The organism is Burkholderia sp. BCC1999, assembly GCF_905339975.1.
Lineage (GTDB): Bacteria > Pseudomonadota > Gammaproteobacteria > Burkholderiales > Burkholderiaceae > Burkholderia.
This window is the reverse complement of the sequence record NZ_CAJPHP010000012.1, coordinates 201,022-215,458: the sequence shown is the minus strand read 5'-3', so window position 1 is coordinate 215,458 and position 14,437 is coordinate 201,022. Positions and strand designations below refer to the sequence as shown.

The window sequence follows — 14,437 nt, the reverse complement described above, 5'->3', positions numbered from 1 at the left end:
TGCCTTCGGGCAGCCTTTTTTGCATCTGCGCGATACGCAACCGGATTGCCTGCAAAACACTGTTCCCGCGGGTCGTGGCAATCCGGCAAAACCCCGTCGCGCGGTGCTTTCAGGCACATTTCGCCGTGAACTCCGGTATCGGTTCTGTGATATGCTGCGCGCACGCAAGTTTTAGGTCCTTCCAAGCAAGACTTGATTCGCAATCCGCTAAACGGTCAGGCCGTGTCGCGGAAGGTTGAGTAACCCGCTATTTCTCGAGAAGCTCGAAGAAAGGTGAGCGTAAAATGTCAGATGTAATGAAGCAGTTTCAGCTGAACTCCTATCTGTTCGGCGGCAATGCTTCGTACGTTGAAGAACTGTACGATGCATACCTCAACAATCCGGCGTCGGTGCCGGAGAACTGGCGAGAGTATTTCGACGCGCTGCAGAACGTTCCTGCAACGGACGGCTCGAGTGCCAATGACGTCGCTCATTTTCCGATCGTCGAATCGTTCGCCGAGCGTGCAAAGGCCAATGCCTTCATCCCGCGCGAAAGCAGCACCAACCTTGCTGCAGCGCGCAAGCAAGTTCACGTGCAGTCCCTCATCAGCGCTTATCGCTTCCTTGGCTCGCAATGGGCCAATCTCGATCCGCTGAAGCGTCGCGAACGTCCCGCCATTCCCGAACTCGAACCCGCGTTCTACGACTTCTCCGAAGGCGACCTCGACCAGACGTACAGTGCCAGCAACCTGTATTTCGGTTTCGACCAGGCTTCGCTGCGCGACATCGTCAAGGGCCTGCGTGACACGTACTGCGGCACGATCGGCGCCGAGTACATGTACATCAGCGACCCGGAACAGAAGCGCTGGTGGCAGGAGCGCCTGGAATCGACCCGCGCGACGCCGAACTTCTCGGCAGACGAGAAGAAGCACATCCTGAATCGCCTGACGGCCGCTGAAGGCCTCGAGCGCTACCTGCACACCAAGTACGTCGGCCAGAAGCGCTTCTCGCTCGAAGGCGGCGAAAGCTTCATCGCGGCGATGGACGAAGTCGTCCAGCACGCAGGCAAGAGCGGCGTGCAGGAAATCATCATCGGCATGGCCCACCGCGGCCGTCTGAACGTGCTGGTCAACACGCTGGGCAAGATGCCGGCCGACCTGTTCGCCGAATTCGAAGGCAAGCACGTCGACGACCTGCCGGCAGGCGACGTGAAGTACCACAAGGGCTTCTCGTCGGACGTGTCGACGCAAGGCGGCCCGGTCCACCTGTCGCTCGCGTTCAACCCGTCGCACCTCGAAATCGTGAACCCGGTGGTCGAAGGTTCCGCGAAGGCGCGGATGGACCGTCGCGGCGACGAAGACGGCCTGCAAGTGCTGCCGGTGCAGATCCACGGCGACGCGGCCTTCGCTGGCCAGGGCGTCGTGATGGAAACGCTGAACCTCGCGCAGACGCGCGGTTACGGCACGCACGGCACGCTGCACATCGTCATCAACAACCAGATCGGCTTCACGACGTCCGACCCGCGCGACGCGCGCTCGACGCTGTACTGTACCGACGTCGTCAAGATGATCGAGGCGCCGGTGCTGCACGTGAACGGCGACGATCCGGAAGCCGTGATCCTCGCGACGCAGATCGCGATCGATTACCGGATGCAGTTCCACAAGGATGTCGTGATCGACATCGTCTGCTTCCGCAAGCTGGGTCATAACGAGCAGGACACGCCGGCCGTCACGCAGCCGCTGATGTACAAGAAGATCGCGCAGCACCCGGGCACCCGTGCGCTGTACGCCGAGAAGCTCGTGCAGCAGGGTGTGATCACCGCGGAAGACGCCGACGGCTACGTGAAGGCGTACCGCAAGGCGATGGACGACGGTCACCACACGGTCGACCCGGTCCTGTCGAACTACAAGAGCAAGTACGCGGTCGACTGGGTTCCGTTCCTGAACCGCAAGTGGACGGATGCGGCCGACACGGCCGTGCCGCTCGCCGAACTGAAGCGTCTCGGCGAGCGCATCACGACGGTCCCGGAAAACTTCAAGGTCCACCCGCTCGTCGAGCGCGTGATCAACGACCGCCGCAACATGGCGCGTGGCGACCAGCCGCTCGACTGGGGCATGGGCGAACACCTCGCATTCGCGTCGCTCGTCGCATCGGGCTACTCGGTGCGCCTGACGGGCCAGGACTCGGGCCGCGGCACGTTCACGCACCGTCACGCGGTGCTGCACGACCAGAACCGCGAGCGCTGGAACGACGGTACGTACGTGCCGCTGCAGAACATCGCCGAAGGCCAGGCGAAGTTCACGGTGATCGACTCGGTGCTGTCGGAAGAAGCGGTGCTGGGCTTCGAATACGGTTACTCGACCGCCGAGCCGAACACGCTCGTGCTGTGGGAAGCGCAGTTCGGCGACTTCGTCAACGGCGCACAGGTCGTGATCGACCAGTTCATCTCGTCGGGCGAAGTGAAGTGGGGCCGCGTGTCGGGTCTCACGATGCTGCTGCCGCACGGCTATGAAGGGCAAGGTCCGGAACACTCGTCGACGCGTATCGAGCGTTTCCTGCAGCTGTGTGCAGATCACAACATGCAGGTCGTTCAGCCGACGACGCCGGCACAGATTTTCCACCTGCTGCGCCGCCAGATGATCCGCTTGTTCCGCAAGCCGCTGATCATCGCAACGCCGAAGTCGCTGCTGCGTCACAAGGAAGCGGTGTCGGACCTGTCGGAACTGGCGAAGGGTTCGTTCCAGCCGGTGCTGGGCGAGACCGACGGCGGCATCGACGCGAAGAAGGTCAAGCGCGTGCTGGCCTGCTCGGGCCGCGTGTATTACGACCTCGTTGCGCATCGCCGCGAAGCGAAGGCGAACGACGTCGCGATCATCCGTATCGAGCAGCTGTATCCGTTCGCGCACAAGCAGTTCGAAGCCGAAATGAAGAAGTACGAGAACGCGACTGAAGTGGTCTGGGTGCAGGACGAGCCGCAGAACCAGGGCCCCTGGTTCTACGTCGAGCACCACCTGAAGGAAGGCATGAAGGAAGGGCAGAAGCTGGCATACAGCGGCCGTCCGGCTTCGGCCTCGCCGGCGGTTGGCTACTACGCGAAGCACTACGAGCAGCAGAAGGCCCTGATCGAAGGTGCTTTCGGCCGCCTGAAGAGCGGATCGATCGCGAAATAACCGACGGAAGCGAAACGGGAAGGCGCGCGGCGCTTTCCCGTCTCTTTTGGCCTGCCGGGCGCGTGGCGCGCCGTACCGGCCAAAGGAATCGCACGAACCTCGTCATTACCCAGATTAAGCATCCAGGAAAATCACATGGCTATCGTAGAAGTCAAAGTCCCCCAGCTTTCGGAGTCGGTTTCGGAAGCGACCATGCTGCAGTGGAAGAAGAAGCCGGGCGAAGCAGTCGCGCAGGACGAAATCCTGATCGAACTCGAGACCGACAAGGTCGTGCTCGAAGTGCCGGCACCGGCAGCGGGCGTGCTCGCGCAAGTGCTGCAGAACGACGGTGATACGGTCGTTGCCGACCAGCTGATCGCGACGATCGACACCGAAGCGAAGGCAGGTGCCGCCGAAGCAGCGGCGGGCGCCGCCGAAGTCAAGCCGGCAGCAGCGCCTGCTGCAGCCGCGCCGGTTGCACAGCCGGCCGCTGCAACGGCATCGAGCTCGGCTACGGCATCGCCGGCCGCATCGAAGCTGCTGGCCGAGAAGGGCCTGTCGGCAGGCGACGTCGCAGGTTCGGGTCGCGACGGCCGCGTCACGAAGGGCGACGCGCTGGCCGCTGGCAGCGCACCGAAGGCTGCTCCGGCTGCCGCACCGGCAAAGACCGCGGCGAAGCCGTCGCTGCCGGAAGTGAAGGTGCCGGCGTCGGCGACGACCTGGCTGAACGATCGTCCGGAGCAGCGTGTGCCGATGTCGCGCCTGCGTGCGCGTATCGCCGAGCGTCTGCTCGAATCGCAGCAGACCAACGCGATCCTGACGACGTTCAACGAAGTCAACATGGCTCCGGTCATGGAACTGCGCAACAAGTACAAGGACAAGTTCGAGAAGGAACATGGCGTGAAGCTCGGCTTCATGTCGTTCTTCGTGAAGGCGGCCGTGCACGCGCTGAAGAAGTTCCCGCTCGTGAACGCGTCGATCGACGGTAACGACATCGTCTACCACGGCTACTTCGACATCGGTATCGCTGTCGGCTCGCCGCGTGGCCTCGTCGTGCCGATCCTGCGCAACGCGGATCAACTGAGCCTCGCCGAGATCGAAAAGAAGATCGCCGAATTCGGCCAGAAGGCGAAGGACGGCAAGCTGTCGATCGAGGAAATGACGGGCGGTACGTTCTCGATCTCGAACGGCGGCGTGTTCGGCTCGATGCTGTCGACCCCGATCATCAACCCGCCGCAGTCGGCCATCCTCGGCGTGCACGCGACGAAGGAGCGCCCGGTTGTCGAAAACGGCCAGATCGTGATCCGTCCGATCAACTATCTCGCGCTGTCGTACGACCACCGCATCATCGACGGCCGCGAAGCCGTGCTGTCGCTCGTCGCGATGAAGGATGCGCTGGAAGATCCGGCCCGCCTGCTGCTCGACCTGTAAGCCGAGTCTCACTGCATTGACCCGCTCCGCGGGTTCGCGCCCACGCGCGAACCCGCGGGCGTACAAGTAGAAAGGATTGTCATGTCCAAGGAATTTGACGTCGTCGTGATCGGCGCCGGCCCCGGCGGCTACATCGCCGCGATTCGCGCCGCGCAGCTCGGCAAGACCGTTGCCTGTATCGAGAAGTGGAAGAACCCGGCCGGCGCGCTGAAGCTCGGCGGCACGTGCCTGAACGTCGGCTGCATCCCGTCGAAGGCGCTGCTCGCGTCGTCGGAAGAGTTCGAGAACACGTCGCATCACCTGGCCGACCACGGCATCACGGTCGACGGCGTGAAGATCGACGTCGCGAAGATGCTCGGTCGCAAGGACGCGATCGTCGAGAAGATGACGAGCGGGATCGAGTTCCTGTTCAAGAAGAACAAGATCACCTGGCTGAAGGGCCATGGCAAGTTCACCGGCAAGACCGACGCCGGCGTGCAGATCGAAGTGAGCGGCGAGGGTGAAACCGAAGTCGTCACCGCGAAGAACGTGATCATCGCGACGGGCTCGAAGGCGCGTCACCTGCCGGGCATCCCGGTCGACAACAAGATCGTGTCGGACAACGAAGGTGCGCTGACGTTCGACGCGGTGCCGAAGAAGCTCGCCGTGATCGGCGCAGGCGTGATCGGCCTCGAGCTCGGCTCGGTGTGGCGCCGCCTGGGTGCCGAAGTGACGGTGCTCGAAGCGCTGCCGGCATTCCTCGGCGCAGCCGACGAAGCGCTCGCCAAGGAAGCGGCCAAGCTGTTCAAGAAGCAGGGCCTCGACATCAATCTCGGCGTGAAGATCGGTGAAGTGAAGGCGACCGCCGACGGCGTGTCGATCGCCTACACGGACAAGGACGGCAACGCGCAGACGCTCGACGCCGACCGCCTGATCGTGTCGGTCGGCCGCGTGCCGAACACCGACAACCTCGGCCTCGAGGCAATCGGCCTGAAGGCGAACGAGCGCGGCTTCATCGACGTCGACGATCATTGCCGTACGGCGGTGCCGAACGTGTACGCGATCGGCGACGTGGTGCGTGGCCCGATGCTCGCGCACAAGGCGGAAGACGAAGGCGTGCTGGTCGCGGAAGTGATCGACGGCCAGAAGCCGCACATCGACTACAACTGCATTCCCTGGGTGATCTACACGTACCCGGAAATCGCATGGGTCGGCAAGACGGAGCAGCAGCTGAAGGCGGAAGGCCGCGAGATCAAGTCGGGCAAGTTCCCGTTCTCGATCAACGGCCGCGCGCTCGGCATGAACGCGCCGGACGGCTTCGTGAAGATGATCGCGGATGCGAAGACCGACGAACTGCTCGGCGTGCATGTGATCGCCGCGAACGCGTCGGACCTGATCGCGGAAGCCGTGGTGGCGATGGAATTCAAGGCGGCGTCGGAAGACATCGCCCGCATCTGCCATCCGCACCCGTCGATGTCGGAAGTGATGCGCGAAGCGGCGCTCGCCGTCGACAAGCGCTCGCTGAACAGCTGAGCACGGTAAGCGCCTGCCGGCCGCCGGCCGGCGCAACCGTCTCATGACGAGGGCGGGCGGGGTTTCCCGTCCGCCTTCGTTTTTTCCGGTTTGCCCGATGAACGTCACCGAATACTACACGCGCGAACTGAGCACGCGCGGCTATCAGTCCGATCCCGCGCAGCGCGCGGCCGTCGATCGCCTGCAGCAATGTTTCGACGAGTGGGTCGAGTACAAGGCGCGCCGCTCGAACGCATTCAAGAAGCTCATCAATCATCCCGACCTCCCGCGCGGCGTCTACATGTGGGGCGGCGTCGGTCGCGGCAAGAGCTTCCTGATGGACAGCTTCTATGCGGTCGTGCCCGTGCAGCGCAAGACGCGCCTGCATTTCCACGAGTTCATGCGCGAAGTACATCGCGAACTCGAGGAACTGAAAGGGCAGGCCGATCCGCTCGACGAACTCGCGCGGCGCATTGCGAAGCGCTACCGGCTGATCTGCTTCGACGAATTCCACGTGTCGGACATTGCGGACGCGATGATCCTGTACCGTCTGCTCGACCGCCTGTTCAACAACGGCGTGCAGTTCGTGATGACGTCCAACTACGATCCCGACGACCTGTATCCCGATGGCCTGCATCGCGACCGCATGCTGCCGGCGATCGCGCTGATCAAGGACAGGCTCGACGTGCTGAACGTCGACGCGGGCGTCGATTATCGCCAGCGCACGCTCGCGCAGGTGAAGATGTATCACACGCCGCTCGGCGCGGACGCCGATCGCGAACTGCGCCATGCGTTCGGCAAGCTCGCGGCGGTACCCGACGAAAGCCCGATCCTGCATATCGAGAAGCGCGAGTTGAAGGCGCTGCGCAAGGCGGACGGTGTCGTCTGGTTCGACTTCGCGACGCTGTGCGGCGGTCCGCGTTCGCAGAACGACTACCTCGAACTGGCGAGCCGCTTCCATGCGATCGTGCTGTCCGAGGTGCCCCAGATGTCGCCGCGGATGGCGTCCGAGGCGCGCCGCTTCACGTGGCTCATCGACGTGCTGTACGACCACAAGGTCAAGCTGCTGATGTCGGCGGCGGTGCCGGCGGAGCAGTTGTACGTCGAAGGCCCGATGGCCAACGAATTCGCGCGCACGGTGTCGCGAATCGTCGAGATGCAGTCGAAGGAGTATCTCGAAACGCCGCGTCGCATCGTCGATACCTCGCTGACCTGATTGCGTCGTCCGGTAATTGACGGGATTCAAACGTCAATTTCGGTCAAATTCGCGCAATCTCGGGGTATTTTCGGATTTGTCTTATATGCATCGTTGAGGTGAGCCGATATCGTTGTGTCATGGTTACCAAGGCTGGAGATGTCCATGACACCGTATCGCGATCTGACCGACCACGAGTGGCGCAGCGTTGTGCCACTTCTGCCCGAAATGCAGCCGCGCACCGAGTTGCGCGGCCGTCCGTTGGCCAATACGCGGGCCGTCCTGAACGGCGTGCTCTGGGTGATTTACAGCGGCGCAACGTGGTCCGCGATACCGCGTCGTTACCCGTCGTATCAAACGTGCCATCGCCGCTTCAAGGTCTGGCATGAGACGGGCACGCTGTTGAGTGTGATGCGCGAACTCTATGGCGACCCGGGCGTGAATCTGTGCAACGAATTGACCGCACGGATGCGCAAGCACACGCAATCGAAGGCGGCGGAGGCACGTGGCAACGCGGTACCCGCGTATCGCACGCCGGGCAGTTATGCACCCGATTCGCTGAAGCATGCGGCGTGATACCGATCAATTTCTGTTGCGCCCGCACCCAAATAAAATCGGCCTGACGACTTAGTCGCAGGCCGATTTTTCATTGCGCCGCGCGTCTGCGCGCGTGCTGCGTTACTGCTGGCGAACCCAGGTCTGCGACCGGCCGAGCAGCGATACGCCGATGTAACCGCGCACCACGAGTTTCTGGCCGCCGTCTTCAAGCGTCATCTTGCACTTGTAGACCTTGCCGTTCTCCGGATCGAGAATGTTGCCACCGTCCCAGTGGTCGCCTTCCTTCTTCATTGCCTTGATGATCGTCATGCCCTTGATGAGCTGATCCTTGCGCTCGTCCGTGCAGGCGGAGCAGCGGCGGTCGGGCGTATCGTTCGCGCCGAGGCCCTTGACGACCTTGCCCGTCAGCGCACCGTCGCTGTCTTCGGCGATCTGCACGAGTGCCTTCGGCTGATGGGTGTTGTCATCGATCGTCTGCCACATGCCGACGGGATTGTCGGCTTGTGCGAACGTGGGGGCTGCGCAGGCGAGCAGTGCGCCGGCAACGGCGATTGCACGCAACGGGCGGGTCAGTTGAATCATTGTCGTCCTCCTTGTTTTGCAAGTCGTGTTCGATTCGCCCGCACGACCGTCTGCATGGGGCGGGCATGTTGCGAGCTTCGCCAGAATACGTGAAACCGCGCGGCAAGTTTGATAGAGGGGACTCTAATCGAAACAGCCCGCGTGACGCGGGCTGTTTGGTGTCCGATCAGTTGAGCTGATACGAGAATGCGGCGTTGATGCGTGGGCTGCGCGATGCGCTTTCGACGGGCGCGTCGCCGATCGGCTTCGCAACATTCAGGTCGAGACTGTAGAAACGGCTGTCGGTAAACCGCACACCGATGCCGACCGACGACATGCGGTTGGGTGACGGTGTGCCCGAGTGCAGGTAGACGCGTGCCATGTCGTACGCGACGTACGGCGTGATCGATTTCAGATACGTCCAGCCCGGCGTGAAGCCGCGATTGACCTCAAGCGACATCCCCCAGCCCGAGTCGCCCGATGCTTCGCCAGGCTGGTAGCCGAGCGCGTAGCGGGTCGAGCCGAACGAGATCTGTTCGGACGTCGGCAGCGAGTCGGGGCTGTATTGGCCGGTCAGCGAAACCGACGTGCCGATCCGGAACGGCCATTCGTTGGTTTGCGTGACAGTCGCGCCGGTGCGAACGAAGGTGAGCGAAATCGGATCTGCATAGGTGACCCCCACGCCGTTAACCAGGCCGGTCTGTGATTTCGATGCGCCGAGGATGTCGAACGCCTTGGCCACGTTGACGCTCAGTTTTCGCACCTGTTTCGGTTCGACACTGGTGTAGTCGAGTTGCAGTTGCAGCACGCGAACTTGAGACCGGTTGTCGAGCGTATTGCCGTTGAGCTGGCTTTGATAGCGATCTTCGTTATGCGCTGCGTAGCCCGATACCGTGCCGAGCAAGCTGCGCTGGTTGTTCAGCAGGATTGGGTAGGATGCCGAAAGACCGAGCTTCTCGTTCTTCACAGTGCGCTGAACGGTTGACGGCAGCCCCGGGTTGTCGGTCGGCTTGCCGCGATACGTGCTTGCGTCGAGGCGCGTGATCAGGCCGCTGCTGCCGACGGGCACCGCGCCACTGAACGCGAAGTAGGTCTGCTTGTCACGTCCCGGCGGCGCGAGCGCCGAGATGCTCAGCTGCTCGCCGAACCGCGTGAGGCCGTTTTCGGTCGCGGTGATGAGGCCTTGGACGCCCGGGTGGTTGAAGTCGATGCCGGTGCTGACGTTGAACGCCTTGCGGTCGACCGCGAGTTCGAGCGTCGTGGCGCCGTCGGTGGTTTGCGGCGGCGGGACATTCGCCTTCACCGTGAGGCCGGGCAGCAGGCCGAACGTGTTTACGTAGCGTTCGAACGTCGCGCGACGCAGCGGGCGATCGGCCGTGATGTGCGCAGCGATCGCGCGGATCTTCGGTTCCATCGCACCGGGCTTGCCGGTGACCTTGACGTCGGACACATAGCCTTCGACAACCGTGATGCGCACGACGCCGTTCTCGAACGTCTGCGCGGGAACGAACGCGAACGACAGCGCGTAGCCGCGCTCCTGGTACAGCTTCGTCACGCCGTTGGCGGTTTCGATCAGGTCGCCGATCGTGATGTCCTTGCCGACGAGGGGGGTGAAGCGGCGCGAGATTTCCTCGAACGGCACCGACTTCACGCCTTCGACCTGAAACGTCGACGGTGTCAGGTGGCGCGACAGCAGTTCCTGTAACTGCGGCGCTTGCGGCGCGACCTGCACGGTCACGTTCGGGCCGGATTTCGGTGCGTTGATCTGGGGAAGGGAGTCGAGCGGGTTACCGCCGACGCGCGATTGCGCATGTGCCGTGCCTGCCGCCGCGATCGCGAGCAGCACCATCCATCTGTCGAGTCTGGATTTCATTGTTCTTTCTTCCTCGTAGGCCTTGCTTTTCGTCTTCTTTGTAATGCCGACGCGCGACACCAGGGTGTCGCGCGTCGCGTGCCGCCATGCCGGTTGTGTTTGTACGGCCGCGCCATTCGCTCCGGCTGCGATGGTGCGACCGTCCTCCTTACTTGCCAACGCTACCCAGCGTGCCCAGCAACCCCGTTACCGGTGCCAGCAGGCCTGTCGAGCCGCTACCCGACGAGGCCGTACCCGTGACACTGCCGACCAGCGAGGTGACCGGCGCGAGCGGGCTCGCGCCCCCCGATCCCGCTGCACCGCCCACTGCTCCGGTGACAGTATTCAGCAAACCGGTGACGGGCGCGAGAGGGTTTGCACTGCCTGCGCCGCCCGTTGCGCCACCGAGCGTGCCCGTCACCGTCGACACGAGATTCGTGACGGGGGCGAGCGGGCCGCCGCTGCCGCCTGCCGCGCCGCTCAGTGCGCCGGTGACCGTCGACACCAGGCCCGTGACCGGTGCGAGCGGGCCGCTGCCCGAGCCGCCCGTTGCGCCGCCGAGTGCACCCGTGAGCGAGCCGAGCGGCGTCGAGCCGAGACCGGACAGCAGGCCGCCGAGCGGGTTCGTCGAGCCGGAACCCGACGACGTGCCGTTCTGGACGGTCGCCGTCGAGCCGCCGACGAGGCTCGTGATCAGGCCGGGGATCGGTGCTGCGCCGTTCGGGCCGTTCGGGTTGACGAGGCCGCCCGCGTTGGTCACGGTGTTGCCGACTGCGGTCACGAGCTGACCGACGTCGCCGACGAGCGGCTGGCTCGACGTGCCACCGACCTGCTTGCCTGCCGAGCTGATTGCGCCGCCGACCTGGCCGAGCAGGCCGGAGACGGGCTGGCCGAGACCGGTCGTCGTACCGACCTGTTGCGTGACCTGGCCGGCCGTGATCACGAGCGGCGTGATCGCCGAGCTGATCGGTTGCGTGACCTGCTGGACGGCACCCGACGACAGCGTCGAGCCGATCGTCGTGCCGGCGGCCGTCAGGCCGTTGGCGACCGTGTCGAGCACGGTGCCGACCGGGGTCGTGACCGGAGCGAGCGGCGCGAGCGGGCCCGTACCGAGCGCCTTCACCGTCGAGCTCAGGCCGGACACCGTGTTGCTCGTCGCACCGACGACATTGCCGAGACCGGCAACCGTCGTGCCGACCGGATCCTTCGTCGAGCCGATCTGTCCCAGCCCGTTGCTCACGGCATCGGCGGCTGCGCCGACGATCGTGCCGGTGCTGGAGAGCGTGCTGCCGACGCCCTTCGTCACGCCGTCGCCGAGGCCCGGCAGGCTGATGTTGCCGACCGTGCTGCCGAGGTCGGTGGCCGTCTGGCCGACCGTGCTGACGACACCCTTGGTGCCGGTCGGCGAGCCGCTGGTGCCGCTCGTGCTGGGCGTACCGCTCGTGCTCGGGTTGTTGTTATTGCTGCTGGTCGGCGGCGAGCTGACGCCGCCGCCGCCGCAGGCGGCCAGCAGGCAGGCTGCGGCGAAGGCGGTGAGGGGGGCGCGCCACTGGCGCAGGGCGACGGTCGTGATGGAACGTTGCTGGGACATGATGGACTCCTCGCTGTCTTTTCGATGAATGGATGTCGGATTACTTGCCGTGCGTGCCGCCAAGCAGGCCGCCGATCAGCGACGTGACGGGCGCGAGCGGGTTCGACGACGAGCCCGAGTTCGTGACGGCACCCGTGCCGCCGCTCAGTGCCGGTGCGCCGACCGCGCTGGTGACCGTGGAGACGACGTTCGTCACAGGAGCGAGCGGGCTGCTGCCGCCTGCGCCGCCCGTCACGCCGCCGAGGGCACCCGTGACCGCGCCGAGGAGACCCGTGACCGGTGCGAGCGGGCCGCCGCTCGTTCCGCCCGTTGCACCGCCGAGCGCGCCGGTGACCGTCGAGACGAGGCCGGTGACCGGCGCGAGCGGGCCGCCGCTGCCGCCCGCTGCGCCACCGAGTGCGCCGGTGACTGTCGAGACGAGGCCGGTGACCGGTGCGAGCGGGCCGCTGCCACCGCCTGCCGCGCCGCCGAGTGCACCGGTGACCGTGGAGACGAGGCCGGTGACCGGTGCGAGCGGGCCGCTGCCGCCACCCGTTGCGCCGCCGAGTGCGCCGGTGACCGTCGAGACAAGGCCGGTGACCGGTGCGAGCGGGCCGCTGCCGCCGCCCGTTGCGCCGCCGAGTGTGCCGGTGAGCGTCGAGACGAGGCCCGTGAGCGGGGCGAGCGGGTTGGTCACGCCGCCGGTGCCGCCCGTGAGCAGGCCGCCGACGGCCTTCACGGTATTGCCCGTCGCCGAGACGGTGTTGCCGAGGCCCGTCGTGACAGGGTTGCCGCCGGTCGACGCGAGCAGTGCGCCGGCCTGGTTCAACCCGTTGCCGACCGTGCCGAGCAGCGTGTTGACGGGGGCGCCGAGGCCGGTCGCCGTGCCGATCGTCTGGGTCGTCTGGCCGACCATCGTCGTGATCGGCGTGATGGCCGAGCTGACCGTCTGCGTGACTTGCTGGATCGGGCCGGTCGACAGTGCATTGGTAAGGGTCGTGCCGCCGTTCGATACGGCGCCGCCGAGCGTCGACACGAGGCCGCCGACGGCACCCGTGACCGGTGCGAGCGGCGACAGCGGGCCACTGCCGAGGCTCGTGACCAGCTTGCCCGTGTCCGTGACTGCGCCGCCGAGCTGGTTGACCACGCCACCCGTGCTGGCGAGCGTGGTGCCGAGCGGATCCTTCGTTGCGCCGAGCTGGCCGAGACCGTTGCCGAGGCCGTTGCCGAGCGCGGTCACCGCGCCGCCGACGCTTTGCACGATGCCGCCCGCGGCTTGCGTGGTGGCCGGGTTGACGCCCGGCAGCGACTGGCTGCCGATGACGGAGCCGAGGCCCGATACGGTGCCGCCGGCACCCGTGATGATATTGCTGCTGTTTGCGAGGACTTGTCCCACCGGGTTCGCCGACACACCCGACGTACCGCTCGTGCCCGAGGAGGTTCCGCTGGTACCGGAGGTGCCGCTCGTGCCCGAGGTTCCGCTGGTACCGGACGTACCGCTCGTGCCCGAGGTGCCGCTGGTGCCGGACGAACCGCTCGTACCCGAGGTGCCGCTCGTGCCGGAGGTGCCGCCACCCGACGTCGAGATCGAATCACCGCCGCCCGAGCTCGAGCCGCCGCCGAGCCCCTGGCTGATCGAACCGGAACCGCCGCACGCGGAGAGGGAAAGCATGGCTGCAACGGTGGCCGCGATCAGAGTCGTCCGGAGCACGCCATGAGGGATAACCTTGATGTCCATTTCTTCCTCGCATTAAAGATGTGTTGTGAACTGCGTTGTGTTGGGTGGTGCGAGGACTACTCTGCAACTGTCGTGCCATTTCGATGCCCGACGGTTCGACAACGGGTTTTAAACGAGCCAATTCCTTGTCGGGAAAGGAAGTTATGGAAATTGAAAGATTGTTGAATCTGTTTAAGTGCAGACGAATGAGAACGGTTTCGGCCGTTTCGTAACGTAACGTCACAACATTGGCGTTACGCGTGCGGCGTAACGTGGGAGGGGAACAGGCTTGGTGGACGAGGCAATTGTTTTACTGGTGGATTAGGCGTGCACATCTAACCTATCGTAAATCCTATGTGTAAGTCGTACCGAAACGCCGTACAAATACGTTGTGCTCCTGAAGACTTTTTTTCCGGCAGAGTCGTTAAAAGAGGTTGGAACTTAAATAGGATCGGATATAGAATCCGGAGCAGATGTAAGGAAATGTACGGTTCGGTACACAACGTTCGAGGAGGATCACTATCGCGAATGTTAACTTCCATCAAATTGTGAGCAATGCCCTTTGGGGCGACCTATAAAGAAAGCGCACCTGGTTGTCGTTACAGCAGATGTGGCGAACAGCGGGGCAAGGGCCAGATATGCGGGGATGTATACGTATAAAAGGCCAAAGAACGTAAATACAGGCACGAGGAATAAAATGAAAGCAATCATCAAGCGTTTCCTTTCGGAAGAAAACGGGGTTACCGCAGTCGAGTACGGACTCATTGCCGGACTTATCGCAGTCGCTCTCGTCAGTGCCATGAGCACGTTGACGGGCGGCATCTCGGGGGCGTTCAGCTACATCGCGAGCAAGTTGCCGGCGGCATAACGAACGAGCTTTCGCTCAATTCCCTGCAGATAGGGGCGCGGATTGCTTCGGCAATCCGCGTAGGTA

At 64.2% G+C, this 14,437-nt stretch carries 10 protein-coding genes; 6 read left to right on the top strand and 4 right to left on the bottom strand.

Translation table 11 applies throughout. The features are described from left to right. Positions 1-284 precede the first annotated feature (284 nt). The 5 genes from U5809_RS19525 to U5809_RS19505 all read left to right on the top strand — a co-directional run bounded on the left by U5809_RS19525 (position 285) and on the right by U5809_RS19505 (position 7,821). Entirely contained in the window at positions 285-3,149 is a 2,865-nt protein-coding gene (locus U5809_RS19525) for a 2-oxoglutarate dehydrogenase E1 component (RefSeq protein WP_282507362.1), read from the top strand. 135 nt (positions 3,150-3,284) lie between these two features. Continuing rightward, positions 3,285-4,559, top strand: coding sequence for a 2-oxoglutarate dehydrogenase complex dihydrolipoyllysine-residue succinyltransferase (gene odhB, locus U5809_RS19520; protein WP_322087757.1), 1,275 nt, complete (start codon positions 3,285-3,287; stop codon positions 4,557-4,559). 81 nt (positions 4,560-4,640) lie between these two features. Beyond that, positions 4,641-6,071 carry a dihydrolipoyl dehydrogenase gene (gene lpdA, locus U5809_RS19515; RefSeq protein WP_176051242.1) on the top strand — a complete coding sequence of 477 codons (1,431 nt, stop codon included), beginning with the start codon at positions 4,641-4,643 and terminating at the stop codon, positions 6,069-6,071. A 97-nt stretch (positions 6,072-6,168) separates the two neighbouring features. Further along, on the top strand, positions 6,169-7,266 hold the full coding sequence (zapE, locus tag U5809_RS19510) for a cell division protein ZapE (protein ID WP_322087756.1): 1,098 nt from the start codon (positions 6,169-6,171) through the stop codon (positions 7,264-7,266). Between the two features lie 144 nt (positions 7,267-7,410). Beyond that, on the top strand, positions 7,411-7,821 hold the full coding sequence (locus tag U5809_RS19505; protein ID WP_322087755.1) for a transposase: 411 nt from the start codon (positions 7,411-7,413) through the stop codon (positions 7,819-7,821). A gap of 102 nt (positions 7,822-7,923) precedes the next feature. Here U5809_RS19505 and U5809_RS19500 read toward each other — a convergent pair whose 3' ends face one another. From U5809_RS19500 to U5809_RS19485, 4 genes are all read right to left on the bottom strand, one after another. Next, positions 7,924-8,385: a DUF2147 domain-containing protein gene (locus U5809_RS19500; RefSeq protein ID WP_322087754.1), complete on the bottom strand. Its 462-nt coding sequence runs from the start codon at positions 8,383-8,385 to the stop codon at positions 7,924-7,926. 166 nt (positions 8,386-8,551) lie between these two features. After that, complete coding sequence (locus tag U5809_RS19495) at positions 8,552-10,237, bottom strand: ShlB/FhaC/HecB family hemolysin secretion/activation protein (protein ID WP_282507365.1); 1,686 nt, start codon at positions 10,235-10,237, stop codon at positions 8,552-8,554. 148 nt (positions 10,238-10,385) lie between these two features. After that, positions 10,386-11,807: a collagen-like triple helix repeat-containing protein gene (locus U5809_RS19490; protein ID WP_322087753.1), complete on the bottom strand. Its 1,422-nt coding sequence runs from the start codon at positions 11,805-11,807 to the stop codon at positions 10,386-10,388. Positions 11,808-11,847: 40 nt separating this feature from the next. Beyond that, the gene (locus U5809_RS19485; RefSeq protein ID WP_322087752.1) at positions 11,848-13,524 is read right to left on the bottom strand and encodes a collagen-like triple helix repeat-containing protein; all 1,677 of its coding nucleotides are present in this window, start codon (positions 13,522-13,524) and stop codon (positions 11,848-11,850) included. A 676-nt stretch (positions 13,525-14,200) separates the two neighbouring features. Between U5809_RS19485 and U5809_RS19480 the strand changes: the two genes are divergently transcribed. Beyond that, a complete protein-coding gene (locus tag U5809_RS19480; RefSeq protein WP_049032155.1) occupies positions 14,201-14,371 on the top strand; it encodes a Flp family type IVb pilin in 171 nt (56 codons plus the stop codon). The last annotated feature ends 66 nt before the right edge of the window (positions 14,372-14,437 follow it).

Bases quoted from the DNA above. Each gene is read 5' to 3' on its own strand.
- U5809_RS19485 (WP_322087752.1), bottom strand. From the start codon at position 13,524: ATGGACATCAAGGTTATCCCTCATGGCGTGCTCCGGACGACTCTGATC.
- U5809_RS19505 (WP_322087755.1), top strand. From the start codon at position 7,411: ATGACACCGTATCGCGATCTGACCGACCACGAGTGGCGCAGCGTTGTG.
- U5809_RS19500 (WP_322087754.1), bottom strand. From the start codon at position 8,385: ATGATTCAACTGACCCGCCCGTTGCGTGCAATCGCCGTTGCCGGCGCA.
- U5809_RS19525 (WP_282507362.1), top strand. From the start codon at position 285: ATGTCAGATGTAATGAAGCAGTTTCAGCTGAACTCCTATCTGTTCGGC.
- odhB (WP_322087757.1), top strand. From the start codon at position 3,285: ATGGCTATCGTAGAAGTCAAAGTCCCCCAGCTTTCGGAGTCGGTTTCG.
- zapE (WP_322087756.1), top strand. From the start codon at position 6,169: ATGAACGTCACCGAATACTACACGCGCGAACTGAGCACGCGCGGCTAT.
- U5809_RS19480 (WP_049032155.1), top strand. From the start codon at position 14,201: ATGAAAGCAATCATCAAGCGTTTCCTTTCGGAAGAAAACGGGGTTACC.
- lpdA (WP_176051242.1), top strand. From the start codon at position 4,641: ATGTCCAAGGAATTTGACGTCGTCGTGATCGGCGCCGGCCCCGGCGGC.
- U5809_RS19495 (WP_282507365.1), bottom strand. From the start codon at position 10,237: ATGAAATCCAGACTCGACAGATGGATGGTGCTGCTCGCGATCGCGGCG.
- U5809_RS19490 (WP_322087753.1), bottom strand. From the start codon at position 11,807: ATGTCCCAGCAACGTTCCATCACGACCGTCGCCCTGCGCCAGTGGCGC.